This is a genomic window from Helicobacter canis (assembly GCF_008693005.1).
Lineage (GTDB): Bacteria > Campylobacterota > Campylobacteria > Campylobacterales > Helicobacteraceae > Helicobacter_B > Helicobacter_B canis.
In genome coordinates this window covers 1-20,091 of record NZ_VXKE01000006.1, presented here as the reverse complement: position 1 = coordinate 20,091, position 20,091 = coordinate 1, and the positions used below count along the sequence as shown (strand labels likewise).

The 20,091-nt window shown below is 46.5% G+C and carries 19 protein-coding genes; 12 read left to right on the top strand and 7 right to left on the bottom strand.

Annotated elements, in window-relative coordinates:
* Positions 1 to 44: 44 nt before the first annotated feature.
* A complete protein-coding gene (locus F4V45_RS02015) occupies positions 45 to 830 on the bottom strand; it encodes a sulfite exporter TauE/SafE family protein (protein WP_115011171.1) in 786 nt (261 codons plus the stop codon).
* A gap of 128 nt (positions 831 to 958) precedes the next feature.
* Here F4V45_RS02015 and gatC point away from each other — a divergent pair, with 128 nt between their 5' ends.
* Complete coding sequence (gatC, locus tag F4V45_RS02010) at positions 959 to 1,234, top strand: Asp-tRNA(Asn)/Glu-tRNA(Gln) amidotransferase subunit GatC (RefSeq protein ID WP_150336828.1); 276 nt, start codon at positions 959 to 961, stop codon at positions 1,232 to 1,234.
* Positions 1,235 to 1,265: 31 nt separating this feature from the next.
* A complete protein-coding gene (gene uvrA, locus F4V45_RS02005) occupies positions 1,266 to 4,085 on the top strand; it encodes an excinuclease ABC subunit UvrA (protein ID WP_150336827.1) in 2,820 nt (939 codons plus the stop codon).
* Between the two features lie 59 nt (positions 4,086 to 4,144).
* On the opposite strand, the gene F4V45_RS02000 is transcribed toward uvrA, so the two are convergent.
* Together F4V45_RS02000 and F4V45_RS01995 are read right to left on the bottom strand one after the other, a co-directional pair.
* Positions 4,145 to 4,615: a tRNA (cytidine(34)-2'-O)-methyltransferase gene (locus tag F4V45_RS02000; protein ID WP_150336826.1), complete on the bottom strand. Its 471-nt coding sequence runs from the start codon at positions 4,613 to 4,615 to the stop codon at positions 4,145 to 4,147.
* A 17-nt stretch (positions 4,616 to 4,632) separates the two neighbouring features.
* Positions 4,633 to 5,184, bottom strand: a complete 552-nt coding sequence (locus tag F4V45_RS01995) for an LPP20 family lipoprotein (protein ID WP_150336825.1) — start codon at positions 5,182 to 5,184, stop codon at positions 4,633 to 4,635.
* Between the two features lie 120 nt (positions 5,185 to 5,304).
* Here F4V45_RS01995 and trpS point away from each other — a divergent pair, with 120 nt between their 5' ends.
* Together trpS and F4V45_RS01985 are read left to right on the top strand one after the other, a co-directional pair.
* Positions 5,305 to 6,306, top strand: coding sequence for a tryptophan--tRNA ligase (gene trpS, locus F4V45_RS01990; RefSeq protein WP_150336824.1), 1,002 nt, complete (start codon positions 5,305 to 5,307; stop codon positions 6,304 to 6,306).
* A complete protein-coding gene (locus F4V45_RS01985) occupies positions 6,303 to 8,066 on the top strand; it encodes an extracellular solute-binding protein (protein WP_246144978.1) in 1,764 nt (587 codons plus the stop codon). Before trpS ends, F4V45_RS01985 begins: the two co-directional genes overlap by 4 nt.
* Before the next feature lie 166 nt (positions 8,067 to 8,232).
* Here F4V45_RS01985 and F4V45_RS01980 read toward each other — a convergent pair whose 3' ends face one another.
* The gene (locus tag F4V45_RS01980; protein ID WP_150336823.1) at positions 8,233 to 8,985 is read right to left on the bottom strand and encodes an outer membrane beta-barrel protein; all 753 of its coding nucleotides are present in this window, start codon (positions 8,983 to 8,985) and stop codon (positions 8,233 to 8,235) included.
* Between the two features lie 178 nt (positions 8,986 to 9,163).
* Here F4V45_RS01980 and F4V45_RS01975 point away from each other — a divergent pair, with 178 nt between their 5' ends.
* The 6 genes from F4V45_RS01975 (at position 9,164) to F4V45_RS01955 (ending at position 15,143) form a co-directional block, all read left to right on the top strand.
* Positions 9,164 to 9,925, top strand: a complete 762-nt coding sequence (locus F4V45_RS01975; protein ID WP_150336822.1) for a tRNA threonylcarbamoyladenosine dehydratase — start codon at positions 9,164 to 9,166, stop codon at positions 9,923 to 9,925.
* 2 nt (positions 9,926 to 9,927) lie between these two features.
* A complete protein-coding gene (locus F4V45_RS09300) occupies positions 9,928 to 10,104 on the top strand; it encodes a hypothetical protein (RefSeq protein WP_170235122.1) in 177 nt (58 codons plus the stop codon).
* A gap of 42 nt (positions 10,105 to 10,146) precedes the next feature.
* A complete protein-coding gene (locus F4V45_RS01970) occupies positions 10,147 to 11,013 on the top strand; it encodes a carbon-nitrogen hydrolase (protein ID WP_150336936.1) in 867 nt (288 codons plus the stop codon).
* Positions 11,014 to 11,066: 53 nt separating this feature from the next.
* On the top strand, positions 11,067 to 12,398 hold the full coding sequence (locus F4V45_RS01965) for a Na+/H+ antiporter NhaC family protein (protein ID WP_150336821.1): 1,332 nt from the start codon (positions 11,067 to 11,069) through the stop codon (positions 12,396 to 12,398).
* A gap of 8 nt (positions 12,399 to 12,406) precedes the next feature.
* The gene (locus tag F4V45_RS01960) at positions 12,407 to 13,552 is read left to right on the top strand and encodes a glycosyltransferase family protein (RefSeq protein WP_150336820.1); all 1,146 of its coding nucleotides are present in this window, start codon (positions 12,407 to 12,409) and stop codon (positions 13,550 to 13,552) included.
* A gap of 151 nt (positions 13,553 to 13,703) precedes the next feature.
* Complete coding sequence (locus tag F4V45_RS01955; RefSeq protein WP_150336819.1) at positions 13,704 to 15,143, top strand: COG3400 family protein; 1,440 nt, start codon at positions 13,704 to 13,706, stop codon at positions 15,141 to 15,143.
* Positions 15,144 to 15,175: 32 nt separating this feature from the next.
* On the opposite strand, the gene F4V45_RS01950 is transcribed toward F4V45_RS01955, so the two are convergent.
* The gene (locus tag F4V45_RS01950; RefSeq protein WP_150336818.1) at positions 15,176 to 16,204 is read right to left on the bottom strand and encodes a radical SAM/SPASM domain-containing protein; all 1,029 of its coding nucleotides are present in this window, start codon (positions 16,202 to 16,204) and stop codon (positions 15,176 to 15,178) included.
* Between the two features lie 238 nt (positions 16,205 to 16,442).
* Between F4V45_RS01950 and F4V45_RS01945 the strand changes: the two genes are divergently transcribed.
* Both F4V45_RS01945 and F4V45_RS01940 read left to right on the top strand, forming a co-directional pair.
* Entirely contained in the window at positions 16,443 to 17,222 is a 780-nt protein-coding gene (locus F4V45_RS01945; protein ID WP_150336817.1) for a HugZ family heme oxygenase, read from the top strand.
* A gap of 184 nt (positions 17,223 to 17,406) precedes the next feature.
* Positions 17,407 to 17,901 carry a hypothetical protein gene (locus tag F4V45_RS01940; RefSeq protein ID WP_150336816.1) on the top strand — a complete coding sequence of 165 codons (495 nt, stop codon included), beginning with the start codon at positions 17,407 to 17,409 and terminating at the stop codon, positions 17,899 to 17,901.
* On the opposite strand, the gene lpxB is transcribed toward F4V45_RS01940, so the two are convergent.
* Together lpxB and F4V45_RS09295 are read right to left on the bottom strand one after the other, a co-directional pair.
* The gene (gene lpxB, locus F4V45_RS01935; RefSeq protein ID WP_150336815.1) at positions 17,893 to 19,119 is read right to left on the bottom strand and encodes a lipid-A-disaccharide synthase; all 1,227 of its coding nucleotides are present in this window, start codon (positions 19,117 to 19,119) and stop codon (positions 17,893 to 17,895) included. The two genes, F4V45_RS01940 and lpxB, sit on opposite strands and share 9 nt — an antisense overlap.
* A 479-nt stretch (positions 19,120 to 19,598) precedes the next feature.
* Positions 19,599 to 20,091: hypothetical protein (locus tag F4V45_RS09295; RefSeq protein ID WP_170235121.1), on the bottom strand; the 493-nt coding region annotated here is incomplete at its 5' end.

Sequence of the window (20,091 nt, the reverse complement as noted above, 5' to 3'; positions counted from 1 at the left end):
AAAAGTGGATTCTAGTGCTAAAAGTGAGTGTGTATTGTAGCACACTAGAATCTATACTGCACAAGTAGTGAGATAAACATCAGCACAAAGACCACCACTACCATAAGCCGCACGAGTTTTGCACCTTTTTGTAATGCGAGCTTTGAGCCTAGATAGCCACCAAGCATATTACACGCGATAAGTGGGAGAGCGAGCAGGTAGATCACACTGCCTCCTAGGATAAAGGCGATTAAGCTGCCAAGCCCAGAGCCTAGGTTGATAAGCTTCGCGCAGCCGCTTGCATAAAGCAGATCCATACGCAATATCGCGTAAAATCCCAGTATGAGAAAGCTCCCCGTCCCCGGACCAAAGTAGCCATCATAAAAGCCTATGCCAAGTGATAAAAGCGGCGTGATGAGAAAAATGTCTTTTGAGCAAAAGTGGATTCTACCTTGATGAAACCTTTTAGGCATAAGCGCGAGCAGTGCGGCTAGGGGGAGCAGAAGTAAAATGATGTTTTTAAGCGTGCTGTCGCTTGTGAGTAGCACGACTTTTGAGCCGATATACGCGCCAAGAGTGGAAAAGACAATGCCCACTAGCACGATACGCCATAAAACTTTCTTGTGCGTGATGAAATTCCAGCTTGCAATCGCTGTGCCAAAGACTACGATAAATTTATTTGTCCCAAGTGCTAGGTGAGGTGGGATCCCCGCTAGAAGCAAGCTAGGCGTGGAGATGAAGCCCCCACCCCCAGCGATAGAATCCACAAAGCCAGAGATGAAAAATGCCACGCAAAGTCCAAGCAGCACCCACTCCCACTGCGCTCCAAGATATAGGCTAAAATCTAGCATCAACACTCCTAGAATCCATTATGTTAGCTTGTAATTTGCGATAGAGATTGTCATAGACTTTGCTATAATCGCGATTTTGGATTCTAGCCTATTTTAGCTGAATAGGCGTTTATTATAAGGAGTGTGTGATGATGATTGATGAGTTGCTTTTAGGGAAGTTGCAGAAGCTTGCGATGATTGATTTAAGCCAAGAAGAAGCCGCAGAGGTGGCGAGCAATCTTAATGAGATTTTAGGCTTTATCGATAATCTCTCAAGTATCAATACTGATGATATAGCTTTAAGCACCAATGCCAAGACCCCCTTGCGCGATGATGTGCCTAAAGATTCTAATGTCGCTTTAAATGTGCTAGAAAATGCCCCGAAAGCACAAGATGGGTTTTTCATCGTGCCAAAGATTATCTAGTAGCCTAGAATCCACTTTTGTAGAGAATACTATGCAAGATTACATAGAAATCATCGGCGCAAGAGAGCATAATCTCAAAAATATCCACCTAAAAATCCCCAAAAACAAGCTCGTAGTCTTCACTGGACTTAGTGGCAGCGGCAAAAGCACTCTTGCCTTTGATACGCTCTATGCTGAAGGGCAGCGGCGGTATATCGAGTCGCTATCCAGCTATGCTAGGCAGTTTTTAGACCGCGTGGGCAAGCCTAGTGTGGATAAGATTAACGGGCTAACGCCAGCTATTGCAATCGATCAAAAAACCACGAGCAAAAACCCTCGCTCAACCGTTGGCACGATCACAGAGATTTATGACTATCTGCGCTTGCTCTATGCGCGAGTGGGCACGCAGCACTGCCATTTGTGCGATAAGCCGATTTCTTCTATGACTTCTAGCGATATTATTGAGCAAGTGCTAGCTCTGCCAAATGACGCTAAAATGCTCATTCTCGCGCCTATTGTGCGAGAGAAAAAAGGCAGCTTTGCTGAGAAAATCCAAGAGCTACGGCAGAAGGGCTTTGTGCGCGCATATATCGATGGTGTGATGGTGCGGCTTGATGAAGAGATCGAGCTTGCTAAGACGAAGAAGCATAGTATAAAAATCATCATCGATAGAGTGCAAAACACTCAAGAAAACGCCACGCGCATAGCTCAAGCGGTGGAGAGAGCCCTGCAAGAATCCTTTGGCGAGGTGGAGATAGAATATACCCTTGATGATAAGCACCACCTAATCCACTACTCCGAGCATTTTGCTTGCTTTGATTGTAAAGTGAGCTTTGAGCCCCTTGAGCCTTTGAGCTTTTCTTTCAACTCGCCTAAAGGTGCTTGTGAGAGCTGCTCTGGGCTAGGGAGTAAATATAGCATTGATTTAAAAAAGATTTTAAACACTTCTTTGCCGCTCAATGATGGCGGGATAAAGGTCATCTTTGGCTTTAATCGCAACTACTATGCCGAGCTATTTAGGGCTTTTTGCAAGCAATATGGCATAAATAGCGCAAAAAGCTTTGATGAGCTAGATAAAACCAAGCAAAATACCTTGCTTTATGGCGGAAGCGAAGAAGTGGAGATCACTTGGCGTAATAGTGCAATGAAGCGTCCGTGGAAAGGGATTTTGCAAATCGCGTATGATATGTTTAAAGATGAGCGCGATTTGCACGACTATATGAGTGAGAAGCCCTGTGATACTTGCGGGGCAAACCGCTTGAAGCCTGAGTCTCTAAGCGTAAAAGTCGCAGGTAAAGGTATAGGCGATGTGATCACAATGCCCATTGAAGAGGCGTATGAGTTTTTTTCTAATGAAAGCAACTTCGCCTACTTTAGTAAGCAGCAAAGCTTCATTGCCGCACCGATTTTGCGCGAGATTATAGAGCGATTATTCTTCCTTGTAGATGTGGGGCTAGGCTATCTTACTCTGCGTAGAGATGCGCGCACTATTAGCGGGGGGGAGAGCCAGCGCATACGCATAGCTAGCCAAATAGGAAGCGGGCTTACAGGCGTGCTCTATGTGCTAGATGAGCCAAGTATAGGACTGCACGAGCGCGATACGCTAAAGCTTATTAAAACCTTGCGCAACTTGCAAGAAAAGGGTAATTCTGTCATCGTTGTAGAGCACGATAGAGAGACGATTTTGCACGCGGACTTTATTGTCGATATTGGTCCGGGGGCTGGGGCTTTAGGCGGGGAGGTGATTTATAGTGGAAATCTTGCAGGTATGCTTAAAGCTAGCACGCTTACAGCAGACTTTATCAACCGCAAGCGCGATATATCCTACCAAGCGAGCCGCGCTAAAAAGCAGTGGCTATCCATCAATAATGTCAGCATTAACAATATCAAAAACCTTAGCACCAAAATCCCCTTGCAAAACTTCGTGTGCGTAACAGGTGTGAGCGGCAGTGGCAAAAGCTCTTTGATTTTACAAACCTTGCTGCCCGTAGCCCAAGAGATTTTAAACAATGCGCGCAAGATTAAAAAATGCGATGGTGTGGAGATCCTAGGGCTAGAGCATTTAGATAAAGTCATCTACCTTGATCAAAGCCCCATAGGTCGCACCCCAAGGAGCAATCCAGCCACCTACACAGGCACGATGGACGAGATCCGCGCGGTGTTTGCCAACACAAAGGAGGCAAAGATTCTAGGCTTTGGGGTGTCGCGCTTTAGCTTTAATGTGCGAGGAGGGCGGTGTGAAAAATGCCAAGGGGAAGGCGAGATCACCATAGAAATGCACTTTTTGCCAGATGTGATGGTTAAGTGCGATTTGTGCCAAGGCAGCAAATACAACGCCCAAACCTTGCAAGTCAAATACAAAGGCAAGTCCATAGCTGATGTGCTAGAAATGAGCGTTGATAGCGCGTGCGAGTTTTTCGCCAAGCTTCCTAGAATCCACCAAAAGCTAAAAACCTTGCAAGATGTGGGGCTAGGCTATATCACTCTAGGGCAGAATGCCACGACACTAAGCGGTGGGGAAGCGCAGAGAATCAAGCTTGCTAAAGAGCTAAGTCGTAAAGATACAGGGCGCACGCTCTATGTGCTAGATGAGCCCACTACTGGGCTACACTTTGGTGATGTGGATAGGCTGACAAAAGTGCTACACCATCTTGTAGAGCTAGGCAATAGTGTGATTGTTGTTGAGCATAATTTGGATTTGATAAAAAACGCGGATTATATTATTGATATGGGACCAGAGGGGGGTGATAAGGGGGGCGAAGTCATCTTAGCAGGCGATGTGGCAAGCTTTGTAAAAGCCGCGCCAAAATCGCGCAGCTACACGGCAAAATTCTTAGCTAAAGAGCTAGGAGAGCAGAAGAAGTCAAAGTAGATTCTAGTGGGTTTTGCTCTCTGCGCATAATACTTGCACTAGATTCTAGCTAGTAGAATCTAGGCTTTGCAAGATGGTTTGCAAGAGAGTTGGCGTAGCACTTCATAAGCGACAATACCAACACTTGTGGAGAGATTAAGACTGCGCGCTTGCTTTGCCATAGGGATTGTTAAACACTGCTTGTTGTTTGCGTTTAAGATACTTTCGCTAATGCCCGCATCTTCACGCCCAAAGTAGAGGAAGCACTCTTGGTCAAATTGTGCTTGGTAGTAGGGCTTATCTGTTTTGGTCGTTAGGAAAAAATGCCTAGAGTCTAGTGGATAGTGCGCCCAAAAATGCTCCACACTATCCCACTCATATTTTTGCAAATACTGCCAATAATCTAGCCCTGCGCGTTTGAGAGACTTCTCACTAAGGCAGAATCCAAGGGGGTGGATTAGGTGGAGTGTGGCATTAGCAGCGACACAGAGCCTGCCGATATTCCCTGTGTTTTGGGGGATTCTAGGCTCTATGAGAATGATATGAAGCATAGCACACTAAAAGTGAGCTATCGAGCAGGGGTGTCTAAAATCTCATCGACAGCTTGAGAGAGTGCTTGCGCTGCGGCTTTATCAAGGGTTTTTGAGTTTAAAAGATTGCTTTTTAGTAGATCAGTGTTTAGCTTTTGGATTTTGACAAGCACCCATAGCGTGCCATCTTTGCTTACCCATTTATTGGTGATCTTTGAGCCTGCTAGCACTTGATCGACACTATTGCGGATAGCTTGCACCGCTTCTTGATTGACACTATCTTCATCGCTTGTGGCTAGCTCTTTATACTTGCTTTCAATCCTTGTAGAAATTTGTGTGGCAAGCTCCACGCGCGCTGCAGCTCCTGCTTGTGTGGTAGCGAAGTTTAGGTTGTTGTTTTTGACCTTTGCGCTTCCTGTGGCACTAAGCAAGTCGTCATTAGATTCTATCACCCAAGCAGGCGCGCCTTCTAGTGAAGCGTTGATTTCTTTATTATCACCTAAGCCCTTTTTACAGCCATTGATCCCAAGTATCGCTACAAGCACAAGGCTAGCAAGTGCGCCAAATTTCAAAGAAGCAGAAACTCTCATAAAAGTCCTTTTGTGTAAGATTCTAGGGATTATAAAACATATTTATTAATGGCGGCTTTACAGGAGTTTGACTATAATTTGCGCCTTATCATCTCCAAAATAGAGATACAAAGGATTTTTATGGCAAGCAAAATAGCAGGCAAAAAGCGCGTTTTCTCCGGTATCCAGCCCACAGGCTCAATCCATTTAGGCAACTATTTAGGCGCGATTAAGCAATGGGTGGATTCCCAAGAGCAGTATGACAATATCTTTTGCGTGGTGAATTCCCACGCCATTACCACAAAGCAAGACCCCAAGGAGCTAAGGGCAAAGACCTATGAGCTTGTGGCAATGCTTTTGGCGTGCGGGATTGATAGCGAGAAATCTAGCCTTTTTATCCAAAGTGAGATCGATGAGCACGCGGCTTTGGCGTGGATTTTAGACTGCAATATCCCTATGGGCGATATGAGCCGTATGACGCAGTTTAAAGACAAATCCAGCAAGAATCCAAAAAATATCAATGTGGGGCTGTTTAACTACCCAGCCCTTATGGCAGCAGATATTTTGCTCTATCAAGTCGATGGCGTGCCAGTAGGAGAGGACCAAAAGCAGCATTTAGAGCTTACCCGTGATGTAGCCACGCGCTTTAATCGCGACTTTGGTGAGTGCTTCACAATCCCTAGCCCCATTATCCCGCAAATTGGCGCGCGTGTGATGGGGCTTGATGACCCAGAATCTAAAATGAGCAAATCCGCCAAAGGCGAGAATCACGCGATATTTTTGCTTGATAGTAAAGACACTATCGTGCGTAAATGCAAAAAGGCGGTAACTGACTCTAGCGGGATTATCGCCTTTGATACAGAGCGCGCAGGGATTTATAATCTCCTAAGCATTTATCAAGCCCTAAGCCAGCAGAGCAAAGAGCAGATAGAAGAGCATTTTGCTAGCAAGGGCTATGGCGCGCTAAAGCTTGAGCTAGCTGATATGCTAGTAGCCACACTAGAGCCAATCCAAAAGCGTTATAAGCAGCTTAGTGGCGATAGGGCGTATTTGCAAAATATCTTAGATACAAGCTTAGGGCGTGTGCGTCCCATTGCTAAAGCCACTTACCAGAAAGCCAAAGAGCTTGTAGGGCTTGTGTGAGATTCTGGGCTTTTGCGCTATGGGGGCTAGGCTTGGTGGGCTTGGCTTATGGCGCGCCTTTTATCTCTCTTGATGGGCAGGCTAAATACAGCGATACGAGCAGCTTTAGAGCATTTGACTATGCTAATGCAAATGCCAAAAAGGGCGGCGTGCTTAAAGCGCACGCGCTAGGGAGCTTTGACTCGCTTAATCCTTTTGCCCTGCAAGGGCAGAGTGCCGCAGGGCTAGAGCTTGTCTATGATACGCTAATGGCACAGAGTATGGACGAGCCCTATGTGCAATACGCGCTTGTAGCAAGTGATGTAGTAGTATCGCCAAGCTATGATAGTGTAACCTTTACCATAGATTCTAGGGCGCGCTTTAGCGATGGCGTGGCTATTAGTGCGCAAGATGTGGGCTTTAGCTTTGATATGATGCTGCAAAATCCGCTCTATAAGCAGTATTACGCAGATATTGCAGGCTATGAAATACTAGATTCTAGGAAGATCCGCTTTAAATTTGCGACCAAAGATAATAGAGAGCTGCCACTAATCCTAGGGCAGCTTAGTGTCCTGCCTAGGCATTATTATATGCAAGGTGGGCAAAACTCCTATGGCAAAAGCCCTTTGCAAATCCCGCTAGGCTCCGGGGCTTATACACTAGTGCGCTATGAAGTAGGCAAGCTTGTAGAATATAAGCGTGATGAAAACTATTGGGCGCGTGATCTCCCTAGCCGCAGGGGGCAGTTTAACTTCGACATCGTGCGATATGAGTATTACCGCGATGATACGGCGGCGTTGCAGGCGTTTTTGGGGCATAGATACGACTTCCGCCTTGAGAGCGCGGCAAAAGTGTGGGCAAGGGCATATAAGCAGAGTAAAGACCCAACTTTTAGCAAGCTTGAGATCCCCCACAGCTTGCCCAGCGGTATGCAGGGCTTTTTTATGAATCTAAGAAAAGAGCCCTTTGACAATCCGCTTGTGCGCAGGGCACTGCTGCTTGCCTTTAACTTTGAGTGGAGCAATGAAAATCTCTTCTTCTCCCAATACCAGCGCACGACAAGCTTTTTTAATCACTCCATTTTTGCCTCCACACCGACTCTAAGCAAGGCACAGCAAGAGCTTTTGCGTGCGTGTAAGGTGGATTCTAGCTCTATGGATCGCTTGTATAAGCCCTATATCGTCCCAAGTGCGCCAAGCTTGCAAGCAGAGCGGGAGAATCTAAAGCTTGCGCGTGATTTATTGGAGCAGGCTGGCTATGTGGTGCAAAACAATCAGGCTTATAAAAATGGCATTCCACTGCGCTTTACCCTGCTGCTTGATAACCCAGCCTTTGAGCGGCTAGCCATTCGCTATGCCAGAAATCTTAAGCTACTTGGTATCACTATGGAGATACAAAAGCTAGATTCTAGTCAATACACTAACCGCGTGAAAAGCTTTGACTACGATATGATTGTGGGCATTATCCCCCAAAGTCTCTCGCCGGGCAATGAGCAGCGGTATTTCTTTGGCAGTGTGAGTGCGGATACACAAGGGAGTAGAAATTACAGCGGCGTGAAGTCCGCGCTTGTAGATTGCTTGATAGATAGGCTTATCAATGCGCGCAGTAGAGATGAGCTAGTCCTTGCCACGCGCACGCTTGATCGTGTGCTGCTTGATATGGATATAGTCGTGCCACACTACTTCCTGCCAAGCTTTCGCCTAGCTATTTGGGATAATATCGCTATGCCTAAGGTGCAGCCGATCTATGATATGAGTCCAATGCTGTGGTGGGCTCGCTAGGGGATATTGGAGCTTTGACATCGTTTTGCTAGGGCTTGCCGCGAGCAGATGAGGGCTTAGATTCTAGCTTGTAGTCATTGCGAGCTTGTTGTAAGACAAAGAAAAGTAATCTGTAAAGCTAGAATCTAGCTTTACAAAGCTTAGATTCTAGGGTGTTTGAAGTGGTTTAGAAGATATAGGCATAGCCTACGCTTATGATTAGGTTGCGGTTTTTATACTCATTGCTTGAAGCATTTATCCCAAGATTGTCCTTAAAGCTTGCGGCAATGGTCGGGATACGGAAGTTTAGCCCAGCTCTGTGGTGCTGCCCTATGCCTACTTCAAGCCCGACATTGACAGGCAGGATAATCCCAGAGCCTAGATTCTGCTCGGTGATAGTGGCTGCTGCCCCGCCACCTTCTGTGGTTGTGGTGTTTGCTGTAAGCGCGCCATAGCCTACACCCACCCCAGCATAGACCCCAAAGCTTGCCTGACTAAGCTGCAAAAAGTCCCAGACTACTTCGACATTAGCACTAACTTGATGGCTAGAGTAAAGCTCAGTATTTTTCGTGATTGTAGTCGTGCTGCCCCCCCCACTTCCACCGCCTTGCTCTATCTCCGTGGTTGTGGAGCTCATTCCATTGACTCCGTAGTGGTAGCTCGCATAGCCTCTTAGACCAAATGTCTGGGAGAAGTAGTGCCCATACCCAGCTTTAAGCCCTAAGGCTGCATAGGGGTATTGCGCAGCTGCTGTTGTGCTAGTGGTTTGCTGTTGCTGGGCATTGGTAGGGATAGGATCTATGCGCTCGAAGTTTATCCCATAGCCTACTTCCGCGCCGATAAATGCCCCGCTCTTGCTCCCGCCTTCTGCGTGTAGTGAGCCAAGGCAGGCTGCTAGCAGCGCACTTATGCTTACAACTTTTGGTCCTTTTGTGTTCATAAAAACTCCTTAGATGATAATCAAAGCGCGCCTAAAATGCGTTTCAATGTGTTGAAGCAAAGCGCGCAAAGATTGTAAGAATCTAAAGTAAATACATTGATTAAACACGCACAAATACCAGCATTTCGTGCTATAATCGCTCCTTTACACAAGTATCAAGGATATTGCAAGGATCGATATGCAGAGCATCACGCAAGCAAATCTACAAGAAGTGCCACAAGAATCTAAAGCCCCACAACAGATCTCACAAGAAGTCATACAAGATCGCTTCACAAGATCGCGCTTACTTTTTGGCGATGGCTTTGCACGCTTGCAGCATAAGCGCGTGCTGATCTTTGGAGCTGGCGGGGTCGGTGGGTTTGTGCTTGATGGGCTTTATCGCTGCGGGGTTACTAGTGTTACTATCGTGGATAAAGACTGCTTTGACATAACCAACCAAAACCGCCAAATCGGCGCAGAATCTACTAGCGAAGTGAAAGTCAAAGTGCTAGAGAGAATGTATCCGGGCATTGTGGGCATAGAAGCTAAGGTTGATGCACTTTGGCTAGAAGAGTTTATCGCTGCAAGCACCCCTAGCACACAGGAGCAGTTTTGCGGCTATGATTATGTCGTTGATGCCATTGATGACATTGGGGCAAAGATTTTGCTAGCTAAAGCTTGCGCCCTTATGCCTTACGGGAGGTTTATCTGCTCCACAGGCTCTGCTAAAAAGCTTGACCCATCGCATATTAAGATTGATAGCATTTGGAAAAGCTATGGCGATAGATTTGCAAGGAAGCTGCGCGATGGGCTGAAAAAGGCTGGAGTGAGAAGTGATTTTAAAGCCATATTTAGCCCAGAGCCGCCTAAATGCAAAGGCTTGGGAAGCTTTAGCGCGGTAACGGCAAGCTTTGGGCTGCAGATTGCAAGCGAAGTGGTGCGAGATATTATAAAGGAGTGAGTATGCGAGATTTTACTAGAGAGCTTGTGCGCGCAAGCTATGATGATTTAGACGATGATGAGAGCGCGGATACTATCGATGAAGATGAGTGGGAAGAAGATGAGCAGGAGTGGGAGGATAGCCACTCGCAGTATGACAGCGATGACTATGAAGACCCAGATTATGAGTATGATGAGTAGGGTAGAGCTATGGCGCAGAGCATAAGAGATACAAAAAGCAGCATAAAAGTCGCTGCCTTGCAGCATAGATTCTATGGCAGTAGAGAAGAGACGATTGCTTACATACGCCAAGAAGTGCTAGGGCTTGCAGGAAGTGTAGAGCTAATCGCCTTGCAAGAGCTGCACCAAAGTGCGTATTTTTGCCAATATGAGAGTGTGGATCTCTTTGATTTGGCTGAGAGCTTTGAAGCAGATATTGCACTTTTTAGCGATCTAGCAAAGCAAGCAGGTGTCGTGCTTGTAACCTCACTTTTTGAAAAGCGCGCCAAAGGCTTATACCATAACACTGCCGTAGTCTTTGAGCGTGATGGCTCTATTGCTGGGAAATACCGCAAAATGCATATCCCTGATGACCCAAGCTTTTATGAGAAGTTTTACTTCACGCCCGGGGACTTGGGCTTTACCCCCATACAAACAAGCGTGGGCAAGCTTGGTGTGCTTGTGTGCTGGGATCAGTGGTATCCAGAGGCGGCTAGGATTATGGCACTAAAGGGGGCAGATTTGCTGATTTACCCCACTGCCATAGGATTTACCCCAAGTGATAGCGATGATGAGAAGTCTCGCCAGCTCCAAGCGTGGCAGATAATCCAGCGGAGTCATAGCGTGGCAAATGCGCTCCCGCTTATTGCTATCAATCGCGTGGGCTTTGAGGTGGATTCTAGCGGAGTGGGAGAGGGGATAGAGTTTTTTGGGCATAGCTTTATTAGCGGAGCGCAAGGAGAGATCCTAGCCCAAGCGCAAAGTGAGCAAGCTAGCCTAGTGTGTGAGATTGATTTAAATCGCACGCAAGATGTGCGGCGCATTTGGCCCTTTTTGCGCGATCGCAGGATTGAGTCTTACGCGGAGATTTTGCAGAGGTTTTGTGATTAGCCTAGAATCTAGGCGCGCTTTAAAAAGAGCTAGAGAGAGTTGAAGGAGTGTAGTTGAGTGATTTTCTTGCCTTAGTGGCTAACCCCGCTTTGCTTAGCGTGATTGCTATGTGTGTGCTATGTTTGCTTCGGTGTAATGTCTTAATCGCGCTGTTTGCTTCTGCCCTGCTTGCTGGTGTGCTAAGTGGCAGTGCGGTGCAGCAGACAATACAAATCTTTATCAATGGTATGAGCTCTAAGCTAGAGATTGCCCTAAGCTATATTCTGCTAGGCTTCCTTGCAGCTGCCATTACCAAAAGTAATCTCATCGCCATAAGTATCTATAAACTTACCCAAATGTTCCAAAAAGGTGCGATAAAAAGTAGCACGCTTATCTGCCTAGCCATCGCCGCTCTCTCTTGTCTCTCGCAAAATCTTATCCCTGTGCATATCGCCTTTATCCCCATTCTAATCCCTCCACTCCTTAGCGTGTTTAATCTCTTACAAATCGACCGCCGCGCCATTGCGTGCGCGCTCACTTTTGGCTTGAAAGCTCCTTATATCACGCTTCCTTTGGGCTATGGGCTATTCTTCCACCAAACAATTATTGAAGAGATGAACAAATATGGCTTTGCCATTAGCCTTAGCGATACAGCCGGTGTGCTGTGGATCGGTGGGCTTGCTATGCTGCTTGGACTGCTTATCGCAGTGGTTGGATTCTACTCTCGCCCTAGAATCTACCGCGAGCAAGTGATTGTAGAGCAGCGAGAGTGTGTGGAAAATATGCGCTTAGGGCTTGCCGATATTAGCGTGCTTGTGGGGGCGGTTGTCGCATTTATTGTGCAGCTGACTACAAACTCTATGCCTCTTGGTGCATTTAGCGGGATTGTGATAATGATCTTAGGCGGTGGGATTAAGTGGGGGGCTATGGACTCGCTTGTTGATAGCGGGCTTAAGCTTATGGGCTTTATCGCCTTTGTTATGCTGCTAGCTGCTGGCTTTGCTAGTGTGCTAGAATCTAGCCAAGCCATCACGCAGCTTGTAGGAGTAGGCTCTATGCTTGTGGGTGGTAAGCTTGGGGGTGCTGTGCTGATGATTTTGCTAGGGCTTTTTATCACTATGGGTATAGGCTCTTCCTTTGGCACGATACCAATTATCGCTATTTTTTACTGCCCTTTATGCACGCAGCTAGGCTTTAGCGTAGAGGCGACAATTTTGCTAATTGGCATTGCAGCTGCCATAGGCGATGCTGGCTCGCCCGCAAGTGATAGCACCATAGGTCCTACTTCTGGGCTTAATGCCGATGGCAAGCACGATCATATTTGGGATACTTGCGTGCCGACATTTTTAGCCTTCAATGTCCCCTTACTGCTTGCTGGTGTGGTAGGCGCACTGCTTCTAGGCTAGGGGGTTGCTTGCGCCCGAATATTGCTATGCTAGCAGACTTTGATACGACAAAGCGACCCCGCCCACACAGAATGATCGCTGCGCTAAGAGATGTCGCTAGGCTTTTTGTCATCGCTAGAGAGGCTAGCCCTGAAGTAGGCGCGCAGTGCTTTAGCTTCCCTGCTCCAGAATCTAACGCCCAAACCCGCACCAAAGAGCAAAACGAGCGCATTAAAGCCCTATGTGATAGGGGCGAGTTTGCCCCGCTTATTTATACCAAAGAGCGCGCGCAAATCCCTGCGCTTTTAGACTCACTCCCTAAGCTTGATCTAATTATTGTAGAAGATATTGCGCTGCTGCCTTTTGCGTGTGATTACAAGGAGAAGCACACTTGCAAGATTCTAGTAGATTTGCGCGAGTTTTATCCGCTAGAGTATGAAGATAAGCAGTGGCTAGAAGGGCTTGGAAAGCTTTTTGCCCATTTATGTGAGCGGTATTTGCCAAAGGCTGATGGCTGCTTATGTGTAAGCGCACCAATAGCTGCTCGCTATTTGCAAGACTTTGGCATTGCAAGCATTCTTTACTACTCGCTCCCGCCCTACCACAATCTCACGCCAAGTGAGACTAGCGCGCCTATCCGGCTCATTTATCACGGGCTAATTAGCCAAGAGAGAGGCTCTACTAATCTCCTAGAGCTTGCCAAAGAGCTAGGGCAGGGCTATGAGATTTACTGCCAAGTGCTAAGTAATCGTAGCGATTTTTTAGCCCAATTTATCGCTCAAGCAGCCCCTATCCCAAACTGCCACATACTCCCACCAGTGAGCTTAGAAGAGATTATCCCTAGCTGCAATGGCTTTGACATAGGCATAATTAGCCTGCAAGACACAAGCTTTAACAACAAAAACGCTATGCCAAATAAGCTTTTTGAATATATCCAAAGTAGGCTTTGTGTGGTAGCAACACCGCTAGATTCTATTAGAGAGTTTTTTGCGCATTATGAAGTGGGCATAACTTCTAGCGATTTTAGTGCTAGCTCCCTAGCTCACGCCGTGCGCTCTCTATCATCTGCACAAATTATGGCGTATAAAGTCCGCGCCCATAGCTATGCAAAAGAGCTAAGCTTAGAGAGTAATGCCAAAAGAGCGCGCCAAATCGTGCGAGATTTGCTTGGCTAGAATCTAGCTAGATTCTAGCTCTGCGAGATTTGCGCTAGGGCTTAGGCTTAAAGTGCTAGCGTGGGATAGATTTAGGCTTTTGGTATAATGCTAGCATTCTAAAAGCTAAAGGTGTTTAGTCAGCCCCAAAGGCAGCTTATAAGGATTCTATGTGAAAAAAGTCGTGCTTGTGCTTGATGGTGTTGTTGGTAGGGTGTTTCTTAGCTCGGTGCTAGAAAAATACTTTAGCAACAATCTCTACATTGTCATTGTCAAAGACTCTGCAATGATCCCAGAGAAGTTCCCAAGCTCCTTTAGCTTCCACAACTTTGACCCCACTTCCCAATACCACCTTACACAAGTGTTTGATGAGCACAGAAGCCTAGATCTTAGCGATGTGTTTGTGATTATGGAAGATGCCTTGCAAGCGGGCGCGGTGTTTAAGATCGTGCGCAAAATCTGCAAGGAAGCGCGCATTGTTACACTCTCTAGCATAGGAGATGAGAGCTTGCAGCGCGATGATCACGCCATATTTCTTGATAATGCAAAGATTATCGCGGGGCAGTTTATCTCAAGGCTGCCTAATGTCCCCATTATACCGCGTGGCTTTGGGCTAGGGCAGGGCGAGATTATGGAAGTGGGCGTGCCCTTTGGGAGTGTGTTTGCCTATCGGCACATCGGCTCTATCCAGCAGAAAAACTATAAAATCGTTGGAATCTATCGCAATAATGAATTTCTTTTAAGCACATTTTCACTAGTGATACAGCCCCAAGATGTCGTGCTTGTCGCAGGTGATCCAAAAACACTGCGCAATATTTATAAGCAAATCAAATCCGACATAGGGCAGTTTCCCTCACCTTTTGGGCGTGATATTTATGTCTATGTGGATATGCTAGCCCAAGATTCTAGCGCGATTATGCGCGACATTACGCAAGCGATCTATCTCCACAGCCTTATCCGCTCGACAAAGCTCTTTATCATCGTGCTAAATCCCGCAGACTTTGCCACAATCTATGCGATCAAAGAGCTATGCAAGCAGGATTCTAGCATTATGCTGAAATTTGACTATGCTAACACTAGCTTCATCGAGCGGCTTGATGTAGATCGCACGAAAAAGATCGGGCTAATCATCGTGGGCATAGAGCTTTTTGCCAAACGATCCCACCGCAAGGCACTCTACCGCACCGCCACCCCTGTGCTAAAAACCGCTGCATTTCCACTAGATCAATGCAAGCAAAGCCTAGTGATCATCAATGAAGAAATGAACGCAGGAGAAAATATCTCAAGTGTGATCTTTGATATAGCAATCCAAATGAACATTGATATACACGCCTATGATTTTGAGCCAGATGGCAGGCATCAAGATACTATCATCAAGGACTATGAAGCACTTGGCAGAAGCTTTGGGAAAAAGGTCATAGTTACCAAAACCACGAGCAAAAACCCTATCTTTTATCTCCAAGAGTTAAAAGAGCCGGTGCTGCACTTCCTGCCATTTGAGCAGTGTATCGCTAGATCAAGGGCATTTGCCCTCTTCTCCACTAAGGCAGAGCGACTCTCCTTGCTGCTAAACACGCACCCGCAAATGCTTATCCCCATAGGCTCACACTAGAATCTAAAGAGCTAGATTCTGCTAGCTAGATTCTACCCTAGAGCTAGGAACTGCTCCCTTCTCCTATCGCTACAATCCGCGCAAATCCGCCGCACAGCTGGGCTACAAGGACTACTCATAAAAAGCTCGGCTCGCAAGCGCGCAAAAGCTGGGCTGAAAAATATCTCAAACATATCCTGCTTATTACAATCACCCACGATAAAGTCTCTATGCTCGCTCACATCACTGCGCGTGTGGCAGCAGGGCATCACCAAGCCATTATAATCGACATAGAAATTCATAGCCCCTTGAAAGCAGCCAGAATCCACTTTTCGCGCTCTTTTCATCGACTCTATCGCCCCGCCCCTTGACTGCCCACTTGTGCTTGGATTCCACACGCGATAATAGATCTCCATATCTCTATAATCAAAGCGCACGCAAAACTGCTGATCGCTATCTTCTGCCACCTTATAATCTAGCCCTAACTTTTGGCGCATTTTCTCCATTGCCGGGAGTATCACAGACTCTTTGTCATAGGACTTTTCCTGCCCATAGTAGTAGGACATAAGCATACTATTAACCCCAGCGTTTTTGAGCTTCTCTAGCTTGTCCCTATCGATATAATCGCCATTAGAAAAGATCGTAAATCGCGCCTTAGGCAACTTGGCTCTAGCTTGGCTTACACGCTTTAGTAGCAGCTCCATATCAGCTAAAGGCTCATTAAATCTATGGAAGTTTAGGTCTTTGTCATAGTCAATTTGAGCGAGATTATCAATAAGCTTTAGGAAGACTTCTTCAGGTAGCTCTATGCTCTTGCTTTTTCTATCGACGCTAGAGTTTGGGCAAAACCAGCAAGTGCGATTACAAAAGCTAGCGATCTCTATCTCCACAAGCAAGAGAGTGTCTTTTAAAACACGCTTTTGTAGCTCTTTGTCAGTGATTGGCGTGCTTAGAGCTTCTATCCTATCAATTAGATTCTGGGACTTGTTTGTGTAGAATCCATCGCTGTTTAGGAGATTATGCAGCTTTGTTTTAAAGCGATCTGGCGCGCGCGTGTAAAGAGACTTGATCATTTGCTTCATCGCTTATCCTTACAAGTAGCTAGAATCTAAAAACGCGCAGATTACAAAAAAAAAAAAAAATGAGTCAAGGATCTAGGGTAAGCCCACTGCGTGCTTTAGGCTAGAATCTAGCTTTAGATTCTAGCTAGGGCTTGGCTGCGGGGGATTGGTTTCATTTGTGATAGTTATTCTTATTTTTAATAAAAGTCTAAGTTGCAGAAATTTATAATGCCCGCACAAATCAATCAAGGAGCGCGAAATGGACTTTACAAGCATTATCACACATATGAATGATCATCATACCAAGGAGCTTGTCGGCTTGGTCAAAAAGTTTGGCAATCAAAGTGAGCCTAGAAATGTCGTGCTAGAGTCTGTGGATTTTGAAGGGCTAGATATAGCCTATGCAGGCGGGAGTGTGCGCGTGGAGTTCCCCCAGAAAGCCACACCAGACACGATAAAAAACGCCATCATTTCCCTATGTATGAGCGTGGAGCAAACGCACGATTTAGAGGCGATTAAGCAAGAGATCGCCGAGTTTGCCAAGGAGTTTGGCTCAGGCGTGCTAGCGAGCCTTAGTCCTAGCGGGGAAGCTCTAGCGACTTACGCGCCTGTTATCCATAGTGAAGGGAGATTCTACATCTATATCAGCGAAGTGGCGGAGCATTACGCAAGTATCCGTGCTAATCCAAGCAATATCGAGCTAATGTTCTTAGAAGATGAAAGCAAGGCAAAGTCTGTCATCTTGCGCAAAAGACTGCGCTACCGCGTGAGCGCGCGCTTTGTGGATAGGGGGGGTGAAGAGTTTGAGAGCGTGTTTGCGCGCTTTGTGGAGCAAAGTGGCGGGGCTGGGGGGATTAAGAGCATTAAAGCTATGCAAGATTTCCATTTAATCGAGCTTATTGCAGGCTCTGGACGCTATGTCAAAGGCTTTGGGCAGGCATATAGCATTGCAGGCAATGGCGAGATTTCCTACCTAGGTGGCTCTGGGAATCCGCACAAAATGGGCGCGCACGGGCACTCTCCGCACGCAGCACGCTAGCTACTCACAAGCTAAAGGCGTAATAGGGTGGAGTGTGGTGGGTCTCCTTTAGTTGTTGTGATTAGTTTATTGCATTATTCTTCCTTGATAATCCCCCTTTTCTCTCCTTTTGGGGGATCTCTCTTAAAAAGTGTGTAGTGATTTTGGTAAAATCCTTATCCCAAAGGTTTAAGGAGATGTATTTATGCAAAAACGCTCATATTGTGTCATCGGCTTAGAGTTGTATATGGAGGAGTTTTGTCCCTTTGCTGTGTATGATAGCTTAGGGCTTCGCCCAAGTGTGTATAAGCATAAAAACGCAGAGTCTATTACGCTTTCTTACAGAGAGTGGCGCAGTGAGCTAGCGCGCTACCAAGCAGCACTAGAATCTAGCAAGCTAGATTCTAGCGGGCATAGCGATGAGTCTAAAGATGAGCCAAAGGCATTTTATAAAATCCACTCCAAAACTATTACCCCAGCGATGTTCCGCAAAGAGTGCGATCGCTTTGTCGAGCGCATAAGCCATAAGCAAAAGGCATTAGAGATTCTCAAAGAGCAGCATAATGCCTTTATCGTGCTAAAGATCCACTCCTATCTTAATAAAAAGGACACCCTAGCCCTAAACCTATCCCCCAAAGTCTCGCAAGTGTGCGCAAGGCTTGGGATACGGATTGTTATGCAAGTGGAGATTCTAGGCTAAATGCTCTGCAAGCAGTGCTGCTACATTGCGCGCGCTGCCGTGCTTCAAGTAGGCGCGTAGCTTGTAGGCATTATCAATAAAGTCTTGTGCTTGTGCTTGGTGGTAGGCTTGCAGGAGATTTTCCACGCTCATAGAGCCTTGGACTAGCTCTTGGTGGATTGTGGAGCTGCCGCAGCCGGGCTTCTCCCCACACAAGGCATTGTAAAAAATATTTGCCAGCCCAATATAGCGCAAATGCACAAAGCAGCGAGCAATCGCATAGTCCAGCCACGCTGCCTTATAGCCTAGCACAAAGGGCGTGCCAAGTAGCGCAGCCTCTAAAGTCGCTGTGCCAGAGCAGATGAAGGCAAAGTCTGCTTGCATAAGCGCAGACCTTGTCTCAAAGCATAGGGTGAAGTCCTGCAATGCTCCCTTTGTGCTAGGATCGCTCTCATAGATAGCCTGCAAATGCGCCATATCGCTAGAATCCTGTGCGAAAGTGCTTGGGATCACAAGGAGCTTTTTGGCATTAGGCAGCTGCTTTGCCACGGCATAAAAGGTGGGGAATATCCGCCTAATTTCTCCACGCCTAGAGCCGGGCATAAAGACAATGCAAGGCGTGTGTGATTGGGAGCTTGCAGGGGTGGCTTTGGCATTTGCCCTAGAATCTAGCAGACTGGATTCTAGCTCATCTAGCAGCGGGTGTCCCACATAGACAAGCTGCCCGCTCTCTCTTGCCTGCTTACTATAATACTCCGCCTCAAAGGGCAAAATCCCAAGCAATTTATCGCAATATCGCTCTAAAATCTTTGCTCGCCAGCTTTTCCACGCAAAGAGCTGGGGCAGGATATAGTAGTAAATTGTTGCGCGTTTATTTGGGGGCTGCATAGCTCTTATGCGCTTGCTTAAGCGAATGTGGAATGATGAAGAATCCATAAGCATAATCACTTTAGCCCCCAGAGCGATTGTGGCTAGCTCTCTTTGCGCTCGCCATAGAAATGGGATTTTTACAGCCACATCGCTAAAGCCCATAATGGAAAAGTCTCTTGGGTGGTAGTGTGGAGCTAGCTTGATTGCGCCTTGGTGAAGCTCTGCAAGCAGGCTAGGGTCAAACACGCCCACAATCTCTAGCGTAGCTTTAGAATCTAGGCTGGATTCTAGCAGAGTAAGCAGCTCGCGCACAACTTCTCTGGCGTGGATATTTGCGCTAGGCTCTAGCGCGCTTAAAAAAAGTCTCATTGATTGCAATCCTTGTTTGGCATAAGGAAGTATAACAGCTTTTCATAGAAGCGATTCTAGGGGGTTTTGTTTTTGTTTATGAATTGCCGCGCCGCTAACGCGGCTCGCAATGACGGATAAACGCTAAAAGTGTAAAAGTCTAAAATCTAATAAAAGTCTAAAATGTAAAAAAGTCAGCAAAGGATTCTAGGAGTGAAGTTAGTTTGAGAGTAAAACGATTCTAAGATTTGCGGTGTTGCTAGTGGGGCTTTTTAAGGATTTTAGGGGGGAGCTAGAAATGTGAAAAAGTAAAAATGCTAAAAATGCTAAAAATCTAAACTCTAAAAAAGCAAGCAAAGGATTCTAGGATTTTGGAGTTAGAATCGTGGCTTTGCAAGGCGAGACAAGGGAGCTACCTTAGCGGTAGTGACCGCAGGCTTGCCGCAGCAATCCGCGATTCTAGCCCAAAAGCCGAATCCACCAACGAGAAACTTCAAGCATTAAAAGAAATAATGCCACCTTACAGAAGCATTATGCGTAATCCCAAGCTCCCCACCTACTGCCACATAGCCTGCAGAGAAGTTTCCTGCTTTGTCTGTGTGGTAATTTATCACAAAGGTGCCTTGGTAGAAAAATGGAGCTACATGCACTGCTGCTGCTCTACCTGTCTTTTCATCAATGGTATAAGCCTTGCCATTAAGTGTTGGCATAATGTTTATATCTGTATTCATTAGATACCTAAATCCACCACCTAGTGTAGTAGAGAGCCTTTTGCCATACTCTTGGTAGTAGTTGAGATTTGCTTGGGCATAAGTAACAGCATAGCCTTGGCTTAGTCCTCCATAGCGTAGCTCACCAGAGCGGTTTGTCCTCATCTCAAACTCTCCTAGATAGCCACCCTCTACACCTACACCAACTGAAGGGAAGAGGATAGATTTGCTTCCATACATATACACAGATGAGCCTAGTCTAAAAGATGAGCCAAAGTTGATA